Source organism: Paracoccus spongiarum (assembly GCF_030732095.1).
Taxonomy (GTDB): domain Bacteria; phylum Pseudomonadota; class Alphaproteobacteria; order Rhodobacterales; family Rhodobacteraceae; genus Paracoccus; species Paracoccus spongiarum.
Window position 1 is genome coordinate 22,477 of record NZ_JAVAMQ010000022.1, and the last position, 21,495, is coordinate 43,971.

25 protein-coding genes and 1 riboswitch are annotated in these 21,495 nt (G+C 67.1%); of the genes, 7 read left to right on the forward strand and 18 right to left on the reverse strand.

The features are described 5' to 3' along the window. Positions 1-3: 3 nt before the first annotated feature. The 14 genes from trxC to Q5Y72_RS16945 form a co-directional block, all read right to left on the reverse strand. Positions 4-444, reverse strand: coding sequence for a thioredoxin TrxC (gene trxC, locus Q5Y72_RS16880; protein ID WP_305964596.1), 441 nt, complete (start codon positions 442-444; stop codon positions 4-6). Positions 445-505: 61 nt separating this feature from the next. Further along, positions 506-3,346 carry an aminomethyl-transferring glycine dehydrogenase gene (gcvP, locus tag Q5Y72_RS16885; protein ID WP_305964597.1) on the reverse strand — a complete coding sequence of 947 codons (2,841 nt, stop codon included), beginning with the start codon at positions 3,344-3,346 and terminating at the stop codon, positions 506-508. A gap of 128 nt (positions 3,347-3,474) precedes the next feature. Next, positions 3,475-3,831: a glycine cleavage system protein GcvH gene (gene gcvH / locus Q5Y72_RS16890; RefSeq protein WP_305964620.1), complete on the reverse strand. Its 357-nt coding sequence runs from the start codon at positions 3,829-3,831 to the stop codon at positions 3,475-3,477. Between the two features lie 11 nt (positions 3,832-3,842). Beyond that, on the reverse strand, positions 3,843-4,964 hold the full coding sequence (gene gcvT / locus Q5Y72_RS16895) for a glycine cleavage system aminomethyltransferase GcvT (protein WP_305964598.1): 1,122 nt from the start codon (positions 4,962-4,964) through the stop codon (positions 3,843-3,845). Positions 4,965-5,113: 149 nt separating this feature from the next. Then, positions 5,114-5,205: riboswitch (glycine riboswitch) on the reverse strand. Between the two features lie 104 nt (positions 5,206-5,309). Next, on the reverse strand, positions 5,310-6,389 hold the full coding sequence (locus Q5Y72_RS16900) for an ABC transporter ATP-binding protein (RefSeq protein WP_305964599.1): 1,080 nt from the start codon (positions 6,387-6,389) through the stop codon (positions 5,310-5,312). A gap of 36 nt (positions 6,390-6,425) precedes the next feature. Continuing rightward, complete coding sequence (locus tag Q5Y72_RS16905) at positions 6,426-7,028, reverse strand: histidine phosphatase family protein (RefSeq protein WP_305964600.1); 603 nt, start codon at positions 7,026-7,028, stop codon at positions 6,426-6,428. After that, the gene (locus Q5Y72_RS16910) at positions 7,025-7,804 is read right to left on the reverse strand and encodes an SDR family oxidoreductase (RefSeq protein WP_305964601.1); all 780 of its coding nucleotides are present in this window, start codon (positions 7,802-7,804) and stop codon (positions 7,025-7,027) included. Before Q5Y72_RS16910 ends, Q5Y72_RS16905 begins: the two co-directional genes overlap by 4 nt. A gap of 98 nt (positions 7,805-7,902) precedes the next feature. Then, the gene (gene rpe / locus Q5Y72_RS16915; protein ID WP_305964602.1) at positions 7,903-8,586 is read right to left on the reverse strand and encodes a ribulose-phosphate 3-epimerase; all 684 of its coding nucleotides are present in this window, start codon (positions 8,584-8,586) and stop codon (positions 7,903-7,905) included. A 16-nt stretch (positions 8,587-8,602) separates the two neighbouring features. Next, positions 8,603-9,538 (reverse strand): CbbX protein, encoded by a 936-nt coding sequence (gene cbbX / locus Q5Y72_RS16920; protein ID WP_305964603.1) that lies wholly within the window; start codon positions 9,536-9,538, stop codon positions 8,603-8,605. A gap of 137 nt (positions 9,539-9,675) precedes the next feature. Beyond that, the gene (locus Q5Y72_RS16925) at positions 9,676-10,095 is read right to left on the reverse strand and encodes a ribulose bisphosphate carboxylase small subunit (RefSeq protein ID WP_305964604.1); all 420 of its coding nucleotides are present in this window, start codon (positions 10,093-10,095) and stop codon (positions 9,676-9,678) included. 11 nt (positions 10,096-10,106) lie between these two features. Further along, positions 10,107-11,573 (reverse strand): form I ribulose bisphosphate carboxylase large subunit, encoded by a 1,467-nt coding sequence (locus Q5Y72_RS16930; RefSeq protein ID WP_305964605.1) that lies wholly within the window; start codon positions 11,571-11,573, stop codon positions 10,107-10,109. A gap of 13 nt (positions 11,574-11,586) precedes the next feature. Further along, the gene (gene fba / locus Q5Y72_RS16935) at positions 11,587-12,663 is read right to left on the reverse strand and encodes a class II fructose-bisphosphate aldolase (protein WP_305964606.1); all 1,077 of its coding nucleotides are present in this window, start codon (positions 12,661-12,663) and stop codon (positions 11,587-11,589) included. Positions 12,664-12,677: 14 nt separating this feature from the next. Continuing rightward, the gene (locus Q5Y72_RS16940) at positions 12,678-13,550 is read right to left on the reverse strand and encodes a phosphoribulokinase (protein WP_305964607.1); all 873 of its coding nucleotides are present in this window, start codon (positions 13,548-13,550) and stop codon (positions 12,678-12,680) included. Between the two features lie 7 nt (positions 13,551-13,557). Next, positions 13,558-14,553 carry a class 1 fructose-bisphosphatase gene (locus Q5Y72_RS16945; protein WP_305964608.1) on the reverse strand — a complete coding sequence of 332 codons (996 nt, stop codon included), beginning with the start codon at positions 14,551-14,553 and terminating at the stop codon, positions 13,558-13,560. A 101-nt stretch (positions 14,554-14,654) separates the two neighbouring features. On the opposite strand from Q5Y72_RS16945, the gene cbbR reads away from it, so the two are divergent. Further along, entirely contained in the window at positions 14,655-15,575 is a 921-nt protein-coding gene (gene cbbR, locus Q5Y72_RS16950; RefSeq protein ID WP_305964609.1) for a LysR family regulator CbbR, read from the forward strand. A 142-nt stretch (positions 15,576-15,717) separates the two neighbouring features. Here the strand turns inward: cbbR and Q5Y72_RS16955 are convergent, their stop codons facing one another. Both Q5Y72_RS16955 and Q5Y72_RS16960 read right to left on the reverse strand, forming a co-directional pair. Further along, on the reverse strand, positions 15,718-16,377 hold the full coding sequence (locus Q5Y72_RS16955; protein WP_305964610.1) for a flagellar hook capping FlgD N-terminal domain-containing protein: 660 nt from the start codon (positions 16,375-16,377) through the stop codon (positions 15,718-15,720). 11 nt (positions 16,378-16,388) lie between these two features. Beyond that, positions 16,389-17,483, reverse strand: a complete 1,095-nt coding sequence (locus Q5Y72_RS16960; RefSeq protein WP_305964611.1) for a flagellar hook-length control protein FliK — start codon at positions 17,481-17,483, stop codon at positions 16,389-16,391. 102 nt (positions 17,484-17,585) lie between these two features. On the opposite strand from Q5Y72_RS16960, the gene Q5Y72_RS16965 reads away from it, so the two are divergent. The 6 genes from Q5Y72_RS16965 (at position 17,586) to Q5Y72_RS16990 (ending at position 20,785) form a co-directional block, all read left to right on the forward strand. Beyond that, positions 17,586-17,834: a hypothetical protein gene (locus Q5Y72_RS16965; protein WP_305964612.1), complete on the forward strand. Its 249-nt coding sequence runs from the start codon at positions 17,586-17,588 to the stop codon at positions 17,832-17,834. 68 nt (positions 17,835-17,902) lie between these two features. Then, positions 17,903-18,148, forward strand: coding sequence for a hypothetical protein (locus tag Q5Y72_RS16970; RefSeq protein ID WP_305964613.1), 246 nt, complete (start codon positions 17,903-17,905; stop codon positions 18,146-18,148). Between the two features lie 175 nt (positions 18,149-18,323). Further along, on the forward strand, positions 18,324-19,166 hold the full coding sequence (locus Q5Y72_RS16975) for a flagellin N-terminal helical domain-containing protein (RefSeq protein ID WP_305964614.1): 843 nt from the start codon (positions 18,324-18,326) through the stop codon (positions 19,164-19,166). Between the two features lie 66 nt (positions 19,167-19,232). Beyond that, a complete protein-coding gene (gene flaF, locus Q5Y72_RS16980; protein WP_305964615.1) occupies positions 19,233-19,598 on the forward strand; it encodes a flagellar biosynthesis regulator FlaF in 366 nt (121 codons plus the stop codon). Beyond that, positions 19,595-19,999, forward strand: a complete 405-nt coding sequence (gene flbT / locus Q5Y72_RS16985) for a flagellar biosynthesis repressor FlbT (RefSeq protein WP_305964616.1) — start codon at positions 19,595-19,597, stop codon at positions 19,997-19,999. Before flaF ends, flbT begins: the two co-directional genes overlap by 4 nt. Positions 20,000-20,008: 9 nt before the next feature. Next, complete coding sequence (locus tag Q5Y72_RS16990) at positions 20,009-20,785, forward strand: DUF1217 domain-containing protein (RefSeq protein ID WP_305964617.1); 777 nt, start codon at positions 20,009-20,011, stop codon at positions 20,783-20,785. On the opposite strand, the gene Q5Y72_RS16995 is transcribed toward Q5Y72_RS16990, so the two are convergent. Together Q5Y72_RS16995 and Q5Y72_RS17000 are read right to left on the reverse strand one after the other, a co-directional pair. After that, positions 20,755-21,327 (reverse strand): DUF5615 family PIN-like protein, encoded by a 573-nt coding sequence (locus Q5Y72_RS16995; protein ID WP_305964618.1) that lies wholly within the window; start codon positions 21,325-21,327, stop codon positions 20,755-20,757. The two genes, Q5Y72_RS16990 and Q5Y72_RS16995, sit on opposite strands and share 31 nt — an antisense overlap. 3 nt (positions 21,328-21,330) lie before the next feature. Beyond that, positions 21,331-21,495, reverse strand: a 165-nt coding sequence (locus tag Q5Y72_RS17000) for a DUF433 domain-containing protein (protein ID WP_305964621.1), incomplete at its 5' end; no start/stop codon positions are given.

The window sequence follows — 21,495 nt, forward strand, 5'->3', positions numbered from 1 at the left end:
GCATCAGCCGGCGGCCGTCACCGATTGCGCCAGCGTCACCAGATCGGCGGCCGGGCGGGCACCCGCCAGACGTGCGACCTCGCGCCCGTTTCGAAACAGCAGGACGGCGGGAATGCCGCGGATGTTCCAGCGCGTCGCGGCCTGGGGATGGCGCTGGGTGTCGATCTTGGCCAGCCTCGCTTGCCCGGCCAGCTGCGAGGCCGCCCGCGCGAACTCTGGCGCCATCGTCCGGCAAGGCCCGCACCACGGCGCCCAGAAATCGACCAGCAGCGGCACCTGATCGACGCGCGCGGCCTTTTCAAGCATCGCCATGTCCACATCGACGGGGCGATCCGGCATCAGCGCCGCACCGCAGACGCCGCATTTCGGCCCGGCATCCAGCCGCTCGGGCGGGATGCGGTTGGTCTGCGCGCAGCCAAGGCAGACAAGCCTTGTTCCCGTCATGGCGACCTCCTGTCACATTCCTGTTGAGGAATGTGATGCCGAGACAAGGGTGCTTCAAGCCCTATTCGGCGGCTTCCGCATAGGCCTCGAGCGGCGGACAGGTGCAGATCAGGTGCCGGTCGCCATGCGCATTGTCAACGCGACCGACCGGGGGCCAGTACTTGTCGACCCGGAACGCCCCCGGCGGAAAGCAGCCCTGCTCGCGCGAATAGGGCCTGTCCCAGTCCGCGACCAGATCCTCGACCGTGTGCGGCGCGCGGCGCAGCGGACTTTCCTCGGCGGCGATGCGGCCCTCGGCGACCTCGGTGATCTCGTCGCGGATCGCCAGAAGGGCGGTGACGAAGCGGTCGATCTCGGCCTTGGTCTCGCTTTCAGTGGGTTCCACCATCAGCGTGCCGGCGACCGGCCAGCTCATCGTGGGGGCGTGAAAGCCGTTGTCGATCAGACGCTTGGCGATGTCGTCCACGGTGACGCCGTGTTCGGCGAATGGCCGGGTGTCGAGGATGCACTCATGCGCGACCCGGCCGCGGTTGCCCATGAACAGGATCGGATAGGCGCCGGCCAGCCGGCTGGCGATGTAATTGGCGTTCAGGATCGCGACGCGGGTCGCCTGGGTCAGCCCCTCGCCGCCCATCATCAGGCAATAGGCCCAGGAAATCAGCAGGATCGAGGCGCTGCCCCAGGGTGCCGCGCTGACCGCGCCGCTGCCATCCTCGCGCGGATCGCCCGGCAGGAATGGCGCCAGATGGGCCTTGACGCCGATCGGTCCCATGCCGGGACCGCCGCCGCCATGCGGGATCGCGAAGGTCTTGTGCAGGTTCAGGTGGCTGACATCACCGCCGATCTCGCCGGGCTTCACCAGCCCGACCAGCGCGTTCATGTTGGCGCCGTCGATATAGACCTGCCCGCCATGCCGATGGGTGATGTCGCAGACCTCGCGCACGGTGTCCTCGAAGACCCCATGCGTGCTGGGATAGGTGATCATCACCGCGGCCAGCCGGTCACCCGCCGCCGCCGCCTTGTCGGCGAAATCCTCAAGGTCGATATCGCCGTTCGGCGCCGATTTCACCACGACCACCTGCATGCCGCACATCTGGGCGGAGGCGGGGTTCGTGCCATGCGCGCTGACCGGGATCAGGCAGACATCGCGCTGATCGTCGCCATTGGCCCGGTGATAGGCCTGGATGGTCAGAAGCCCCGCATATTCCCCCTGGGCGCCGCTGTTGGGCTGCATCGAGAAGGCGTCATAGCCCGTGATCCGGCACAGCTTGTCGGTCAGGTCCGCGATCGCCTCATGATAGCCCGCCGCCTGGTCTGCGGGCGCAAACGGGTGCAGCGCGGCGAATTCGGGCCAGGTAATGGGCATCATCTCGGCCGCAGCGTTCAGCTTCATCGTGCAGCTGCCCAGCGGGATCATGGCCCGATCCAGTGCCAGATCGCGGTCCGACAGCCGCCGCATATAGCGCATCATCTCGGATTCGGCGCGGTTCATGTGGAACACCGGATGCGTCAGGTAGTCGCTGTCGCGCAGCAGCGCCTCGGGGATCGCGGGACGGGTCGCACAGCGGGCCTCATCATCGATGCCGAAGGCGTCCAGAAGCCGCGCGATCACGCCCGCATCGGTGGTCTCGTCGACGCTGATCCCGACGCGGTCGCGGCCCACCTTGCGCAGGTTGATCCCGCGCTGCACCGCCGCGGCCAGGATGCCCGCCTGGCCGACCCCGACCTTGACAGTGATCGTGTCGAAAAACGCGTCGGGCGCCACATCTGCCCCGGCGGCGCGCAGCGCATCGGCGATCGTGACCGCGTGCAGATGCACCCGCTGGGCGATCGCGCGCAGCCCGCGCGGGCCATGAAACACCGCGTAGAAGCCGGCCATCACCGCCAGCAGGGCCTGCGCGGTGCAGACATTGCTGGTCGCCTTCTCGCGCCGGATATGCTGTTCGCGGGTCTGCAGGCTCAGTCGATAGGCCTGATTGCCCGCGGCGTCGATGCTGACGCCCACGATGCGACCCGGCATCGCCCGCTTCAGCGCGTCGCGGCAGGACATGAAGGCGGCATGCGGCCCGCCATAGCCCATCGGCACGCCGAAACGCTGCGCCGAGCCCACCGCAATGTCCGCGCCCATCGCCCCCGGCTCCTTCAGCAGGCACAGCGCCAGCAGATCGGTCGCAACCACCGCCAGCGCCCCCGCCGCGTGCAGGGCTGCAATCTCGGGCGACAGGTCGCGGACATGGCCATAGGTGCCCGGATACTGGAAGATCGCCCCGAACACCGCCGACGCATCCAGATCGTCGATCGAGGCGCGGATGATCCTGATGCCGAGGGGCGCGGCCCGCGTCTCGATGACCGCGATGGTCTGCCGATGCAGGTCATGGGCCACGAAAAAGGCATCGGCCTTCGACTTCGACTGCCGGCGGGCCATCGCCATCGCCTCGGCGGCCGCGGTCGCCTCGTCCAGCAGGCTGGCATTGGCGACGGGCAGCCCGGTCAGGTCGGCGACCATCGTCTGATAGTTCAGCAAGGCCTCAAGCCGGCCCTGTGCGATCTCTGGCTGATAGGGCGTATAGGCCGTGTACCAGGCCGGATTCTCCAGGATGTTGCGCTGGATCGCGGGCGGCGTGACGGTGCCGTGGTAGCCCTGCCCGATCAGGCTCGTCATCACCCGGTTTCGACGCGCGACGCCTTCCATCCGCGCCAGCAGCGCAGCCTCCGACAGCGCCGGCCAGTCCAGCGGTTCGGCCTGGCGAATTGCCGCGGGCACCGTCTCGTCGATCAGCGCGTCCAGGCTATCGGCACCGACCGCCGCCAGCATGGCGGCCATCTCGTCCGGCGAGGGGCCGATATGGCGGCGATTCGCGAAATCATCGGGATTGTAGTCGCTCGGGGTCCAGGGGCTCATGCGGAAATCCATCGTCGCTGCGGAACAGGAACCGGTCGCCTGCCCCATCTTCTGTGCACAAATATCCTCGGGGGGTCCGGGGGGCGAAGCGCCCCCGGCCATCGCCGGGCCTCGGGCCCGGCACCGGGTCAGCCGATCAGGGCCTGATAGGCGGCCTCGTCCATAAAGTCGCCCAGTTCGGTGCCCTCGGCGGGGCGGATCCGAAAGAACCACGCGGCCATCGGGTCGTCGTTCACGACACCGGGGTTGTCGGCCAGATCGGCATTGACCGCGGTGATGACGCCGGCCACCGGCGCGGTGATGTCGGATGCCGCCTTCACGGATTCGATCACCACCACCTCCTCGCCCGCCGCGACCTCGCGGTCGGTGTCGGGCAGTTCGATGAACACCACATCGCCCAGCTGTTCACTGGCATGTCTGGTGATGCCGACCACGATCTCGTCGCCATCGGCGCGCAACCATTCGTGGTCCTCGGTATATTTCAGCATGGTGGTCCTCAGCGCTTGTAGGAGGGGGTGATGAAGGGCAGCGGCACGACCGTCACCGGCAGGCGCCGGCCGCGCAACTCGGCGTGAAGCGTGGTGCCGTCCGGGATCTCGGCGGGCAGGCGGGCCATCGCGACCGGCCCGCCGACCGAGGGGCCGAAACCGCCCGAGCTGACCGTCCCGACGGGCGCGCCCGCCGTTGCTTCGGCGAAGATCTCGACTCCCTCGCGGATCGGGGCCCGTCCCTCGGGGCGCAGCCCGCGCCGCAGCACTGACGGATGGCCCAATTCGGGCAGGATGACCGCCTCGCCCGGAAAGCCGCCGGCCCGCGCCCCACCGCTGCGGCGCAGCTTCGGGATCGACCAGCCAAGCGCGGCGGCTGCGGGCGTGACGTCGCGATCCATGTCATGGCCGTAAAGCGGCATCCCCGCCTCCAGCCTCAGGCTGTCGCGGGCGCCAAGACCCACCGGGGCCACCCGCGGATCGTCCAGCAGACGTTCGGCGAATTCGGTGATCCGCGCCCCGGGGACCGAGATCTCGAAGCCGTCCTCGCCCGTGTAGCCCGACCTCGAGATCCACAGCTCGCCCCCCTCCCACGCAAGGCTGCGGCTGTCCATGAAGCGCATCCCGGCCGAAGCGGGCAGCAGGCCGGCCAGCACCGCCGCGGCCTCGGGGCCTTGCAGCGCAATCAGGCCGCGATCGCTGACCGGCAGGATCTCGACCTCGGCCAGCTGGCGCAGATGCGCGATGTCCCGATCGGCGCAGGCCGCGTTCACGACCAGCAGGAAATGGTCGCCACGATGGGCGAACATCAGGTCGTCAAGGATGCCGCCCGTCTCGGTCGTGAACAGCCCGTAGCGTTGCCGACCCTCGGCCAGTCCCAGCACATCGGCGGGAATCAGCCGTTCCAGCGCTCGCGCCGCGGTCTCGATCGCGCCATCGCGGGGCCGGACCAGAACCTGGCCCATATGGCTCACATCGAACAGCCCGGCATGGGCGCGGCAGTGCAGATGCTCACCCAGCACGCCCATCGGATAGTGCACGGGCATCGCCCATCCGGCGAAGGGCACCATGCGGGCACCCCGGGCGACATGCAGGTCGTAAAGCGCTGTGCGACGCAAATCCTCGGCCATGCGGCCTCCTTCGGGTCTGGCCGGTGGTCCGGCATCGGTGGCACGGGCGGCCTTGCCCGCGAATCGATGCCCCCTCTGTCCGTGCCCGCCAGGGCGCCTGAGATCGTTATCCCTTCGGCGGACCGGTTGCCGGCCACTCTCCAGAGTTCAGTCGGATGACGGTCCTTTTGCCTGAGAGTTCGCCGGGGCGGCTGCTCCTTCGGCACCGGCCCGCAGGGCCGGCTTCTCCCGAAATCCTTGCCCGACTGCTAGCCGCGCCACGCGCGCAAGGCAAGCCTTTTGTCGCAGGCCGATGCCGGATGGTCGCAAGCGGATCGCGGCAGCGCCCCCGCTCGGCGAGCCTGACTAGCCGCGCGGAAAGACGAAGACCCGGTCGCGCCGCAGCATCAGCCACATCGGCGTGCCCGCGGGCGGCAGGAACACCCCCGGCACCGTCGCGCTCAGGCCGATGGCGCCCGGATCGGTCGCGAATTCGACCAGCGATTCGCGGCCCAGGTACCGTGCCCGGACGACCCGCGCGAGGGCCGCAGTGCCGTTCTCGGTCGTCGGCGCGGGTCCCTGCCCTGCGCGGTCAAAGTCGATCCGCAGATGCTGGGGGCGAATGACGATCTCGACCTCGCTGCCATCGGGGAGGCCGGGGGTCAGGAATTCCCCGAACGGCGTGTCGGTCAGCGCGCCGCGGACCCGCCCGGTCAGCACGTTGATGTCGCTGAAGAACGCGGCGGCCTGCCGGTCCACCGGCGCATTGTAGAGGTTGTAGGGCGCGCCCTGCTGGACAATGCGACCAGCGCGCATCAGCAGGATCTGGTCGGCCATGCGCATCGCCTCGACCGGCTCATGCGTCACCAGAAGGACCGCCGTGCCCTCGTCCTTCAGCAGGGACAACGTGTCGTCACGGATGCCGTCGCGCAGCCGTTCGTCCAGCCCGCTGAACGGTTCGTCCATCAGCAGAACCCTCGGCCGTGGCGCCAGGGCGCGGGCCAGCGCGATGCGCTGCTGCTCGCCGCCGGACAATTCATGCGGAAAGCTGTCGCGATGCCGGCTCATCCGCACCCGGTCCAGCAGTTCGGCGACCCGGTCCCGGTGGGCGGCGTGACCGCCCGGCAGCCCGAAGGCCACGTTCTCGCTGACCGGAAGATGCGGGAACAGCGCGAAATCCTGAAACATCATGCCGATGGCGCGGCGCTCGGGGGGGATGCGGAATTGCGTGTCGCAGACCAGCCGGCCGTCGACATGGATGCTGCCGCTGTCCTGCATGTCCACCCCGGCCACGATCCGCAGGATGGTCGACTTGCCGCAGCCTGACGGGCCCAGCAGGCAGGCGACCTCGCCGGCCTCGATGCGGAAGGACACGTCATTGACGACCCGCAGGCGGTCAAAGCTGCGGATCAGATGCCTGACCTCCAGTCGCGCGGGTGTGGTCACGTCTTGCCCGATGCTTTTGGTTTGGTTTTGCCTGCCCTAGCAGCCGGTCGGCAGGGCCGCAACCTCCTCGGCCGGCATCCAGCCGTGCAGGGGCGCGAGATCCGGCAGGCGCGCAGCCCAGACCGCCCCGCCCCCGGCGGGCTGGTCGTGCTGCCGCCCGGGTCGCAGGCCGGCCACCGCACACCAGATCAGGGTCCCGATTCCGCCATGCCCGACGATCAGCAGATCGCCTCGTCCCTGCGCCGCAACATGGCGCCGCAGGGCTCGCATGCCGCGGGCGGCGACGTCAGTCGCGGCTTCCCAGCCATCGGCGCGCGCCTCGGGACACGCAAAGAACGCATCGGCCAGCGCCTCGTGACGCGGCATCGGAACGTAGCCGGTGGCACTTCGGTCGATCTCGTCCAGATCCGCGTCGATGACCGGGGTGATGCCGGAGGCCGCCCCCAGGATGGCAGCGGCCTCGCAGGCCTTCGTCTCGCTGCTGGTCAGGATGGCCGTCGTGTCACCAAGCCACGCCGAGCCGCACAGGGCCAGCATCCGGCCGCGACCCGTCTCGGACAGGGACCAGCGCGGCACCGGGATTGCCGGATCGATCGTCACCTGCGGATGGCTGAGATAGCGCAGGACGCCGCCTGTCACATCGTCACGTTCACGGCGCCGCCGTCCAGAAGGATGTTCTGCCCCACGATGAAGCGCGCCTGCTGGCTGCACAGGAATGCGCAGGTGGCGCCGAAATCCTCGGCCGTTCCATAGATGCCGGCCGGGATTGCCGCCTGGCGCTGTCGCCGCGCGGCCTCGATGTCGATGCCCTGAGCGGCCGACACCGCCTTGTCGAGGCTGTCGGCGCGATCGGTGGCGTGGATGCCCGGCAGCAGGTTGTTGACGCAGACCCCGCGCCCTGCCACCTGCCGCGACATGCCGGCGACGAAGCCGGTAAGCCCGGTGCGGGCGGTGTTGGACAGCCCCAGCACCGGGATCGGGGACCGCACGGCCTGCGAGGTGATGTTGACGACGCGCCCCCAGCCCCGGCCCATCATGGCGGGAACCAGCGCCTGCATCAGCGCAACCGCCGAAAGCAGGTTGGCGTCAAGCGCCCTGATGAAGTCGTCGCGGCTCCAGTCGGTCCAGCTTCCGGGCGGCGGGCCGCCGGCATTGTTCACCAGGATGTCGGCCTGCCCCAGCGCGTCCAGAACCCGGCGGCGGCCATCCTCGGTGGTGATGTCCGCGGCCACCGGCGTGACACTGACGCCGAACCGTCGGGCGATCTCCTCGGCGGTGCGGGTGATGTCAGCCTCGGTCCGGCTGTTGATCACCAGATCGACGCCGGCCTCGGCCAGCGCCTCGGCGCAGCCGCGCCCCAGCCCCCTCGATGCGGCGCAGACCAGCCCGCGCTTGCCCCTGATGCCCAGATCCATCCTGCAGCCTCCTCGTTGCGTTGCCGACAGGAAAGGCGCGGCAGGACCGGATGTCAAACAGGCCCTTCGCCGGCCCGACCGCCGCGCGCCGCAGTCGATCAGACCGTCGCGGCCTCGCGGATCGCGCGAATGTTGTCGCCATAGACCGCGGGCTGCCCGACCGAGCCGCCGCGAAACACCGCCGAACCCGCCACCAGCACATCGGCGCCGGCCTTCGCGACAAGCGGGGCGGTATTCGGGTCGATGCCGCCATCGACCTGGATATGGATCGGCCGGTCGCCGATCATCCCGCGCAGCCGGGCGACCTTGTCGATCTGGCTGTGGATGAACTTCTGCCCGCCGAAGCCGGGATTGACCGTCATCACCAGAACCATGTCGCACAGGTCGAGCAGGTAATCCACCGCCTCCAGCGGCGTGCCGGGGTTCAGGGCGATCCCGGCCTTCTTGCCGGTTGCGCGGATCGCCTGCAGCGTGCGGTGCGGATGCGGGCCGGCCTCGACATGGGCGGTAATCATGTCCGCGCCCGCCTCGGCATAGGCGTCGATATAGGCATCCACCGGCGCAATCATCAGATGCACGTCCATGAAGGTGGTGACATGCGGCCGGAACGCCTTCACGGCGGGCGGGCCGAAGGTCAGGTTGGGGACGAAATGCCCGTCCATCACATCGACATGCACCCAGTCAGCGCCCTGATCCTCGATGGCGCGGATCTCGCGCCCGAAATCGGCGAAATCGGCGGACAGGATCGAGGGCGCGATCCTGATCTTGCGGTCGAATGTCATGTCGAAACACCTCGCTTCACTCGGCGGCCTGGCTCGCCCCCGCCTGCCCCGTCGCACGGTCGACGTCAAGCCCGCCGCGGAACACCCGGCTGGAGCGCAGGTCGGCTTCGGTGATCGTGGACAAGGTGTCGGCGTCGATGGGCCCGCGCGCCTCGTTGAACAGCCGGTTCGCCTGCCGCAACCGGGCCCGGTCCAGCGCGTTGCGGATCGAGCGCGCATTGGCGAAATGCGGCTGGCCGCGCCGCGCCGGAATATACTCCGACATCGCCCGCCGCGCCGCCTCGTCGAGGCGGTAGTTCTGCTGGTCCAGCATCCGTTCGGCGATCGTCAGCAATTCCGCATCGCCATAGTCCGGGAATTCGATGTGATGGGCAATGCGCGACCGGAAACCCGGATTGGAAGCAAAGAACCGGTCCATCCGGTCGGCATAACCGGCCAGGATCACCACCAGATCGTCCCGGTTGTTCTCCATCACCTGCAACAGGATCTCGATCGCCTCCTGCCCGTAATCGCGCTCGTTCTCGGGGCGGTAGAGATAATAGGCCTCGTCGATGAACAGCGCGCCGCCCATCGCCTTCTTCAGCACCTCCTTGGTCTTGGGCGCGGTGTGGCCAATATACTGGCCGACCAGATCGTCGCGTGTCACCGTCACCAGATGGCCCTTGCGCACATAACCAAGCCGGTGCAGCAGGTCGGCCATCTTCAGCGCCACGGTCGTCTTGCCGGTCCCGGGATTGCCGGTGAAGGACATGTGCAGGGTCGGCGCACCGGTCGCCAGCCCCATCCGCCTCCGGGCCTGGTCCACCAGCAAAAGCGCCGCCGTCTCGCGGATCCGCGATTTCACCGGCGCCAGCCCGATCAGGGTGCGGTCCAGTTCCTCCAGCACCTCGCGAACGCCGCTGTCCTCGAAGGCGGCGGCCAGATCGACATGGGTCGGGCGGGGCTCTTCCATGGTCACCTCCTCGCAGGGGGCAATGCCGCCCGCTTGCCTTGGCGAAAATATCCTCGGGGGGTCCGGGGGGCGAAGCGCCCCCGGCCTTCCGCCGTCGCGCGGGCGGCGCGGCGGCGACAGCCCACCGCGCAACGGGCTCACGCGTAGCGCGCCCCCTCGGGTTCGCGCATCGCATAGCTTTCGATGGTATAGCGGACCAAGCGGCCCTCGCCTTCCTGCCGCACCACGCGGAAGCCCGGCTCGTCGGCGGGGCGGTTGACGATGAAGCTCATCCGGATCGATTCCCAGCCCGGCGAGGAGTCGAAGGCGATGACGCGGATATACGTGCCGCCATGTTCCTTGCGGCACTCGTTGACTTCGAAAACCACCGCGGCGGCATCCGGGTTGTCGAACATCGGATGGCCCCACATTTCCCAGTAGGTGTTCCGGGGATGCGGATCGTCGGTGTATTCGACCGACACCGCCCAGCCATTGTCGATGGCATACTGGGCCTGCACGCGGATGTCGTCATCGGTCAGGTCGGGCAGAAAGCTGAATTGTCCCTGGCGCAGTTTCATGGCGTCTCTCCTCACGCGGACACTTCGGGGGTCGGGGCGAAATCGGGGGCGTCGGTCGAGGCATAGTTGAACGACACGTCCTTCCAGACATCCAGCGCCTGTTTCAGCGGGGTGCAGGTCCGGGCCGCGTCGCGCAGGATGTCCTCGCCCTCGTTCCAGATGTCGCGGCCGGCATTGCGGGCAAAGACCATCGCCTCCAGCGCGACCCGGTTGGCCTGCGCGCCGGCCGCGATCCCGTGCGGGTGGCCGATCGTGCCGCCGCCGAATTGCAGCACGACATCCTCGCCCAGATAGGTCAGCAGCTGGTGCATCTGCCCGGCATGGATGCCGCCCGAAGCCACCGGCATCATCTTGTTCAGGCTGGCCCATTCCTGGTCGAAGAAGATCCCGTTCTCCAGCGCCGTCGGATTCCGTTCCTCGCGGAAGATGTCGTAATAGCCCTTCGTCGTGGCAGGGTCGCCCTCCAGCTTGCCGACGACGGTGCCGGCATGCAGGTGATCGACGCCCGCCAGCCGCATCCACTTGGCGATCACGCGGAAGCTGACGCCGTGGCTGCGCTGGCGGGTATAGGTGCTGTGGCCGGCGCGGTGCAGGTGCAGGATCATGTCGTTGTCGCGCGCCCATCTGGCCATCGACTGGATCGCGGTATAGCCGATCACCAGGTCGATCATGACGATCACCGAGCCCAGGCTTTTGGCGAAGTCGGCGCGGGCATACATTTCCTGCATCGTGCCCGCGGTGACGTTCAGATAGGTGCCCTTGACCTCTCCGGTGGCCGCGCTGGCGCGGTTCACCGCCTCCATGCAGTAGAGGAACCGGTCGCGCCAATGCATGAAGGGCTGGCTGTTGATGTTCTCGTCATCCTTGGTGAAGTCGAGGCCCCCCTTCAGCGCCTCATAGACGACACGGCCGTAATTGCGCCCCGACAGGCCCAGCTTGGGTTTCACCGTCGCGCCCAGCAGCGGCCTGCCATAGCAGTTCAGCCGTTCGCGTTCGACGACGATGCCGGTGGCGGGGCCCTGGAAGGTCTTCACATAGGCGACGGGCAGGCGCATGTCCTCGAGCCGCAGCGCCTTCAGCGGCTTGAAGCCGAAGACATTGCCGATGATCGAGGCCGTCAGGTTTGCGATGCTGCCCGGCTCGAACAGGTCGAGGTCGTAGGCGATATAGGCAAAGAACTCGCCCTCGCTGTTGGGGACCGGATCGACGCGGTAAGCCTTGGCGCGGTATTTCTCGCAGGCGGTCAGCCGGTCGGTCCAGACCACGGTCCAGGTCGCGGTGCTGCTTTCTCCGGCCACCGCCGCCGCCGCCTCGACCGCGTCCACGCCGTCCTGCGGGGTGATGCGGAACAGCGCGATCACGTCGGTGTCCTTGGGCTCGTAGTCGGGTTCCCAATAGCCCATCTGGGCGTATTTCATCACCCCGGCCGAATACCGCTTCTTGGCGTCCGTCACGGTCTTGTTGGACATCTCGTTCATCTCGTTCCTCCTGTCAGGCGGCTTGTGCGCCGGTGATGGCCGGGTCCAACGCCCCCGACGCATAGCGTTTGGCCATCTCGTCCATGGCGATGACCCTGATCTTGCTGGCGTGCCCCGCCGTTCCGAAGCGTTCGAACCGGTCGCGGCACAGCGCCGTCAGCTCGTTCATCGCGGGGATCATGAACTTGCGCGGATCGAACTCGTCGGGGCGGTCGCGGGCGACCTTGCGGAAATGCCCGGCCATCGCCATCCGGCAATCGGTGTCGATATTGACCTTGCGCACGCCCATCCGGATGCCGCGTTCGATTTCCTCGACCGGCACGCCCCAGGTCTGCGGCATCTCGCCGCCCGAGGCGTTGATCAGGTCCTGCAGATGCTGCGGCACCGAGGACGAGCCGTGCATCACCAGATGCGTGCCGGGCAGGCGGGCATGGATCGCCTCGATCACGTGCATCGCCAGGATCTCGCCATCGGGCTTGCGCGAGAACTTGTAGGCCCCGTGGCTGGTGCCGCAGGCGATGGCCAGCGCGTCGCAGCCGGTGGCGCGGACGAAATCCACCGCCTCGTCGGGATCGGTCAGCAACTGGCCGGGGTCCAGCTTGCCCTCGGCGCCCGATCCGTCCTCGGCGGCGGCCTCGCCGGTTTCGAGGCTGCCCAGAACACCCAGCTCGCCTTCGACCGAGGCGCCGACGGCATGCGCCGCCTCGGCCACCTTGGCCGTCACCGCCACATTGTAGGCGAAATCGGCGGGCGTCTTCATGTCCTCGTGCAGCGAGCCATCCATCATCACCGAGGTAAAGCCGTAGCGGATCGCGGACATGCAGGTGGCCAGGTTGTTACCGTGATCCTGATGCAGGCAGATCGGCACGCCGGGGTTCATCTCGGCCAGCGCCTCGACCATGCGGCGCAGCATGATGTCGCCGGCATAGGACCTCGCGCCCCGCGACGCCTGCAGGATCACCGGCGCGTCCACGGCGGCGGCGGCCTTCAGGATCGCCAGCCCCTGCTCCATGTTGTTGATGTTGAAGGCGGGCACCCCATAGCCGTGCTCGGCTGCGTGATCCAGAAGCTGTCTGAGGGTGATCAGCATGGGTCTCCTCCCGTTCAGGCGCGTTTCGATTCGGCGATCAGCCGCAGGATCATCGGCGTCAGGATCAGCTGCATGGCCAGGTCCATCTTCGGCCCCGGAATGACGATCGAGTTCGCGCGGCTCATCCAGGACCTCTGGATCATCGAGGTGAGGTAGGGAAAGTCGATGCCGCGCGGGTTGCGAAAGCGGATCACGACCAGGCTTTCATCGGCCGTCGGGATCCAGCGGGCGATGAAGGGGTTCGAGGTGTCGACCACCGGCACCCGCTGGAAGTTGATGTCGGTCTGGGTGAATTGCGGGCAGATGCAATGCACATAGGCGTGCATCCGGCGCAGGATCACATCGGTGACCGCCTCGGTGGTGTAGCCGCGGCTGGCCTTGTCGCGGTGGATCTTCTGGATCCATTCCAGATTGACCACCGGTACCACGCCGATCTTCAGGTCCGCCAGTGCGGCGAGGTTGACCTGCTGATTGGCGACCGCGCCGTGCAGTCCCTCGTAGAACAGCAGGTCGCTGCCATCCTCGAAGGGCGCCCAGCCGGTGAAGGTGCCGGGCGCCGCGCCATAGCGTTCGGCCTCGGCGTCGTCATGGACGTAATGCCGGGTCTCGCCGGTGCCGGTCTCGCCATAGGTGCGAAAGATGCTTTCCAGCCGTTCCAGTTCATTCGCCTCATAGCTGAAATGGCTGAAGGTGGCGTCGCCCTCGGCCAGCCGCTGCGCCAGTTCGGCCTTCATCGCGGCGCGGTCGTAACGGTGAAAGGCGTCACCCTCGATGCTGACGGCCTTGATGCCCTCGCGGCGGAAGATCTGGTCGAAGGTCGCCTTGACCGTCGTGGTGCCGGCGCCAGACGAGCCGGTGACCGAGATGATGGGATGCTTCTTGCTCATGTCATCCTCAGGCGCGAAACAGGCCGCGATTGCCGAACAGTGCCGAGACCTCGGATTCGGGCAGATCGTGGTAGGTGGCGACGCGGTCGACCTTCTCGGCCGAGCCGAAGACAAGGGGCGTGCGTCCGTGCAGGCTGGCGATGCGGCGATCCAGGATCGACAGCGCGCCGTCGCTGGCCCGGCCGCCGGCCTGTTCGATCAGCAGGGCGATCGGGGCGCATTCATGCAGCATCCGCAGCCGGCCCTCTTCGTGTCCGGGCCGTGCATCCGCCGGATAGAGAAAGATCCCGCCCCGCATCAGGATGCGATGCGCCTCGGCAACGAGGCTGGCGATCCAGCGCATGGTGAAGTTCTGTGCCCGCGGCCCCTCGGTGCCGGCGACGCAATCGTCGATATAGGCCCGGATCGGGCGCGGCCAGTGGCGATAGTTCGAGGCGTCGATGGCGAACTCGAACGAACAGTCCGGCATGGTGAGGCGCGGATCGATCAGATCGAAGCAGTCGGTGTCGGGATTGAGGCCATAGGCCTGAACCCCGTCGCCAAAGCTGACCATCAGCCAGCAGCGTGGCCCGTAGATGATGTAGCCGCCGCCAATCATCTCGCGTGCCGGTCGCAGGAAGCTTGCGGCCGCATCGGCTTCGGCCGGAAAGATCGCGAAGATCGTGCCGATGGCCACATTGGTGTCGATGTTCGATGAGCCGTCCAGCGGGTCCAGCGCCAGCGCGTATCGCCCGTCCGTCTGAATCGCCATCGGCTGCTGCTTGTCCTCGGTGGCGAACCAGCGCAGGCCGGCGTCCCGCAATGCATCGCGAAACAGCGCCTCTGCATGACGGTAAAGCCGGTCATGGCTGTCGGCACCCCCGTCCAGCCCGGCCGCGTCGCCGATGCCCGCTCCGCCGCGACGGATCGCCGTCGCCAGCGCCGCCGCCCCGCGGGCGATGGCCCGCATCAGCGGTTGCAGCTCTGCGGAAAAATGCGTCGTGTCGATGCTTGGCGCGGTCATCGGCCCCTCCCCAGGCGTCAACACGGCATGGGACTAGCTTGACAGGCGTGAACGTTCCGGAAAATTTAATAAACGGGAATTTTGCTTCAGGAACGCTGAAGATGCGGATGGATGCGATCACACTGCGGCAGCTGCGCAGCCTGCGCGCCGTGGCCGAGACGGGCAGCCTGACGGCGGCCGCGGCGGCGCTTGGCCTGACGCCGCCCGCGATCCACAGCCAGCTGCGCGGACTCGAGGATCTGGCCGGCTGCACCCTGGTCGAGCGTGGCGAGCATGGCGCCTTCGGGCCGACTGCCGAGGGGCGCGCGATGCTGATGGCCGAGGCCGAGATCGCCACCGCCCTGTCGCGTGCGGGCCGCGAGATCGAGGCGCTGCGACTGGGCCGCAGTGGCACCGTCGTCCTGGGGGTCGTCTCGACCGGCAAGTATTTCGCGCCCTTCCTTGTCGCGCAGCTGCTGCGTCTGCTGCCCGATGTCGAGGTGACGCTGCGGATCGGCAACCGCGACGCGATCATCGCGGCGCTGGCCGGAAACGAGCTGGACCTGGCGATCATGGGGCGTCCGCCGCGCGAGCCGGCGGTCCTTGCCGATCCGATCGGCCCGCACCCCCACATCATCATCGCCGCTCCTGACCATCCGCTGGCACGGCAGGACCCGGTGCTGCCCGGCGATTTGCTGGCGGAAACCTTCCTGTCGCGCGAGGAGGGGTCGGGCACGCGCATCCTGATGACGCGGCTTCTGGACCGGCTGGGCGAGGGCACGCCGTGGCGCGCCGTCGAGATGGGCACCAACGAGACCATCAAGCAGGCGGTCATCGCCGGGCTGGGAATCGCGCTGATCTCGCAGCATACGGTGACCGAGGAACTGCGCGCCGGCCGGCTGGTGGCATTGCAGGCGATCGGCCTGCCGATCCAGCGGAGCTGGTATCTGCTGCGCCGGTCCGACCGGCGCCTGTCGCCGGCGACCGGACGCGTCCAGCACGAGATCGTCCAGTTGCGCGGCAGCTTCCTGCCCGTGATCTGATGGCCGGCGCAGGCCGTCCGCACCATTCCCCGGCGCGCCTGTCCGCAGGACGGGCCACCACGTGACGCGGAACCGGCGCCCCCCCCCCAGTGCCGCCCCGTCCTGCACCGCCGCGATGGGGCCGGCCTCGGCCTGCCCCGGCTCAGCCGGGTTCGCGCAGCGCGCTGACCTCGCTGGCCGGAGCCGAACTGCCACCCTCGAAGATCAGCTCGATGCCATTGCTGCCAGTGGCAGCCTCGATGATCCGGGCATAGACGCCGACCTCGTCCTCGGCGATCACCTCACCGTTGCGACTGCTTTCGATGACGAAGGAATACTGCCCGTCCGGCAGCTTGGTGCCGGTGTCGTCGCGCCCGAACCAGTCGATCTGGCCGGCGCCGGGGCCGATCTCCTCGCGCGATATCTCGCGCCCGGCCGCATTGCGCGCGACCAGCACCACGCTGTCGGCCGCCGGTTCCGGGCGGACATCCAGCGTCAGGGCCGTGTCGCCGAACCACACCGGCTCTGTTGTGCGACCCTCCTTGCCGATCCAGTCCGCCATCTGTCCCAGCCCGCCACCGCCAAGCTGCGCGATCATCTGGTTCAGCAGCTTGTTGGTCTGGGCTTGCTGCTCAACCCCCGAGAAGGTGGCCAGCTGCACCGCGAATTCGGTGCCTTCCATGGGGTTCAGCGGATCCTGGTTCTTCAGCTGTGCGGTCAGCATCTTCAGGAAGGTGTTGAAATCGGCATTGCTGCCGGCCGTCGCCGTTGCGGTGGTCGCGGCGGCGGTGGTTGCGGCAGAACTGCCAAGCGCGGGAATCATCTTCGCTCCTTTCACAATCTCATGTCGAGCCGCCGGTCGCCCGGGATCCAGCGTCCGGGCATCGCCACGGCGTGGATGGTCGTCAGCGCCCGCATGTCGGGCAAACCCTCGGGCAGGTCATCAGGCAGGTCGCGATCATCGGGCGCCGCGTCGCGCCCGCGCTCCTCGCGGAAATCGAACGCGGCGCCCTCGAGGCCGGCCTCCCCGAAATGCTGGGTCAGCAGGCCGACATTGCGCCGCAGAAGATCCATCACCTCCGGCCTCTCGACCCAGACCGTGACCTGGGCCGCGCGCTCGGCGCCGGTCACGACCAGCCGCACACGGCCCAACTCCTCGGGCGACAGTGCAATCTCGAGACGGTCACCCTTCATGGCGACGACAGCATCGGCAATCTGCCGCAGGACCGGCTGCGCATGCAGCGCGATCGGCCGCGCCTCGGTTCCGGCCGCGATCGGTTGCGCCGGATGGCCGGCGCGAATCGGCGCCGCCGGGATCGCAAGCTCGTCGAGCGCCACCTTGGCCGCCTTCTCCACGCCCCCCGCCGCCTCTGCCTGGGCGCCTGACGCTTCCGCGATCGACACCTTGGGCAGCAAGCCGGTCTCTGATGGGGCGACGGCAGGCTTGGCCGGAGGCAGGGCGCCGTCCTCGAGGATCGCCGGCGGGCCAGCGTCGGCCGCTTCCGCCGAACCATGCATCGCGTCGGCGCCCCTGGCCAGCCGAAGCGCGACGGCCAACCGGTCGATGCCGCGCGCGCCGGCCTCATCTGTGCCAGCCGGCGCAGGCTCGGCCTCGGACAGCGCGCCGCTGATGCCGGACCACGCCTCGAGCAGTTGTTCCAGAGGATCGACGGGACGGGCTGTTCGGGTATCCTCCGGCGCCGCATCGTCGGTCCCGTCCTCCGAGGCGGCAATGTCGGGCGCCGCTTGCACTTCCTCGACCTCGACCGCTGCGACTCCCTCGGGCGTCATCGCCGCGCCGGCCGCATCGACCGACCCTTCGAACTCGGCCGCCGCGGCCGGATCGGCCGGGACGGATTCGGCTTTTCGCGGCGCGGCGGGGTCAGCCGAATGTTCAAGATGCAGGCTGTTTAACACTGAACTGTTCATGATCCATGCCCTTCGGATGAGACATAGATAAATGATAATCCTTACCAATTATTTACCGATGCCGCTTAAATTCAGAAGAACTGATGAAGTCGGAGACCCGTCATGCAGATCACCCCACCCTCCACCATCGCCGCAGCGCCGCGGGCGACGCCCGCCATCGCCGATCAGCTCGAGCGGGCATTCCTCGAGGAGATGCTTAAGTATTGCGGTCCACGCGCGGTTGACGGCGCCTTTTCCGGCGGCGCTGGCGAATCGCAATTCGCAAGCTTTCTCACCCGCGAACATGCCGCCATCATGGCCGGCAAGATGGATCTGGGCTTTGCGGGCATGCTTGGCGAGGCTGTGCGATGATCGCGCGGCTTCGCGACAGGCTCGCCGCCGTTCGGTCGGCCATCGTCGCCGGGGATCCGTCCCGAACGATGGACGCGATCGAGGAATTCGTCGCGCTGGCGCGCAAGAAGGGGCTCGAGCCGGCGGACAAGGCACGGCTTGACGCCGAACTGGTCGAACTGCGCGTCCTTGCCGAGGCGTCGATGAAGGGGGCTCGGCAGGCACTGGACGAGATTCAGGCCATCGTGGCGGCGGCGCGCAGCCTGCAGACCTATGATGACCGGGGGTGCCGGCAGGTTGCGTCGACGGCCGCACCCGCGCCGCACCGATTTTGAATAAAATGCGCGGCGATGCGCGTTTGAGCGGATGAACCGAATTCACTATTTGTAAATCGCCAGCCTTTAGAGAGTTGGAAGCACGCAGAAACGTGCAGGGCAAATCCGCCCGTCCGGTCAGAAGGCCATGTGTTGCAATCAAGGGCGTAAAGCGCCCCCATTCATGGAGGACAACATGTCCAGCATCCTGACCAACAACGGCGCCATCGTCGCCCTGCAGACCCTGAAGGCGATCAATGCCGGCCTGAACAAGGCGCAGTCCGAGATCTCGACGGGCAAGGCGATCGCCAACGCCCAGGACAACTCGGCGATCTGGGCGATCTCCAAGGTGATGGAGACCGACCAGGCCGCGTTCAAGACCATCCAGAGCGGTCTGAACGTCGCCGAAGCGACCGTCGCCACGGCCCGCACCGGCGCAGAACAGGTGACCGATCTCCTGAAGGAGATGAAGAACCTGGCGCTGAATGCCGGCACGGACGGCTTCGACTACGACAAGGTCGAAACCGACATCGCTGCAAAGATGGAGCAGATCACCGCGATCGTGTCGGGCACGCAGATGAACGGCGTCAACCTGCTCAGCACCAACGGCATCGACGGCGGCGCGACCTTCACCGTTCTGGCCTCGCTGGATCGTGTCGTCGCGACGGCTGCCACGACGGCGAACACCATCGTTGTCGACTCGGTCGACTTCGAGGCCGACATCGTCGGCGGCACGAGGACCACGATCACGGACCGCGCCTCCGCCGAGACGGCGGTCGGTGACCTCGAGGCGCTGATCGAAATCGCCGTGAACGGCGCGGCGGCCCTGGGTTCGTCGGGCAAGCGCATCGCGGATCAGTCGAACTTCGTCGGAAAGCTGGCGGACTCGCTGAAAGCGGGGATCGGCTCGCTTGTCGACGCCGACATGGAAGAGGCCTCGGCCCGTCTGCAGGCCCTGCAGACGCAGCAGCAACTGGGCATCCAGGCTCTGTCGATCGCCAACCAGGCGCCGTCGTCGATCCTGGCCCTGTTCCGCTGATAAGACCATGGGGCGCCGACAGGCGCCCCATTCTTCCCACACCACACTGTATCGGGAACCACGACATTGAATGCGGTAACACCCTTGTCTGAGAACGGATACGGCGCCAATGCGGTGCGCAACGCGCGCGATGCCGAATATGACGTCATCTCCCGGGTCACCCGATTGCTTCGACAGTCCGATCGCGCGGGCCGGACCGGCGAGGCGATCACTGCGGTCCACCGGAACAACGAGCTTTGGACTTTGCTTGCGACCGACCTCGCGGACCCGGGCAATTCGCTTCCGGATCAGACCAAGGCGGGACTCATCTCGCTGGCGTCCTTCGCGATCCGTCACGGACATGCCGTCCTGTCGGGCGAGGCGACGACCGACGCACTGATCGATATCAACATGGCGATCATGAAGGGCCTGCGCGGCGAGGTCGGAGCATGAGCGGCCTTGTCCTCAAGCTCGCACCCAACGAGCGCGTCCTGATCAACGGAGCGGTCATCGAGAACGGCGACCGCCGCTCCAGGATCTCCATCAAGACGCCAAACGTTCACGTCCTGCGTCTGCGTGATGCGATCCACCCCGACAGTGCAAAAACACCGGTGGCTCGCGCATGCTACATTGCGCAACTGATCCTGTCAGGAGACGCCGAGCCGGCGGAAGGGAGACGACAGCTTGTCGTCGCGATCGAGCAGCTGAGTCAGGTGTTCGACGATCGCGACAGTCGCCAGATCATCTCAGCGGCAACCACGTCCGCTCTGGACGGAAACTCCTATCAGGCGTTGCGACGGCTTCGCGAGCTTCTGCCGCGTGAAGCCAGACTGTTCGCGGCGCGCCAACAGTGAGGTGACCCCATGACGGCGTCGATTGCAATTGGTATCGGCGGTTTGCCGGGATGGCAAATCCTCCGAAACATTGAGGCTCGGCAGATTGACGCAGTGGCGAGAGATCCCCTTGTTGCACGGTCAACCGCCCATTTTCGCGAGCAGATCGGATCGATCCAGAGCGCCGCAGATCTTGTGAAGGATTACCGGCTGCTGTCGGTCGCGCTTCGGGCCTACGGCCTCGAGGAAGATCTCGCAAGCAAAGCCTTCGTCCAGAAGGTGCTTGAGTCGGACGTGAAGGACGATACCTCCCTCGTCAACAGGCTCAGCGACAAGCGCTATCTGCGACTCGCGGCCGCATTCGGGTTCGGAAATCGCGAAAGGGCCAGCACAACGCTCGGCGAACGGGTGTCGGAAGCCTGTATACAGCGAGAATTTGAGCGTCGCGTCGGCGAAGGCGACGAAAACCTGCGCCTCGCCCTGAATGCAAGGCGTGAACTTGAGCAAATGTCAGGACGCGACTCTTCCGACCGAACCTTGTGGTACGAAGTGCTCGGCAACCCGCCTCTCCGCAAAGTATTCGAAGGCGCGTTTGGCTTCGGAAACTCCTATGGAAAGCTGCCCATCGACCGGCAACTGGACGAATTTATGAAGTCGTCAGAGCGTCTGCTTGGGAGTGCGTCCTTCACCGAGATTGCGAGTCAGCTAGGCGCGGATAAACTACTCCGAAGCTTTCTGGCAAGATCGCAACTGGCTACGGGCGCAATACGGAACCGCTACAGTGCCGCCTTGACGCTTTTGTCGTGATCTGACCCGCCGCGTCTGAGGAGTGCGGCCGCCGGGTCAGCAATCAGCAGGATCCCCGCAGCGCTTCCCAGATCGGGGTCAGCCTGCGGCGGATCGGCGTTCATCGGGCACTTCGTTGCCGTTGCGATGCTGTCCCGTGGAGTGGTGTGTGTTTCGGGCGGACGATAGATCTGGCAGACGCCGTCAACCGACACTTCGATCACCCGGTTGACCATGTGATCGGTGGGAGCCGCAACTGCCATAAGATCTTCTGCCTCCAAAAAGGCTATGGCCAGGCCGATCAGATGAATGCAGGCGTCCCTCGCCATGCACGGCAAAATGATCAGGCCCGGGTGAATTTCCTCACGTCCGACCAACCCGCGGAAATCGCGCGCGTTCTCTGTGACGATGATGCGGTCTTCGGCAATGGCATTACGCAGGCCCACGTGGTCAGGGTCACCCCGCCGCCCAATGTCACGGGGATGGACGGCAGAATGTTCGCCACTCTCGTTGAGCAGCGCAGCAACCTGCGGCGAGATGCATTCATCGATGAAGAATTGCATCTCTCAGTGCCGGACTACGGCGTCCTGCACCCAAGGCCGCCCGGACGGGCGCCCGCGCAGCGGGTGGGTTCTTGCATAGGTCGCTGCCGCCAGAAAAGCGGCTTCCGGAATGTCGGGGTAATCCTCCGCCAAGTCCGCGACCGTCTCGCCTCCCTCGAAACGCCCAAG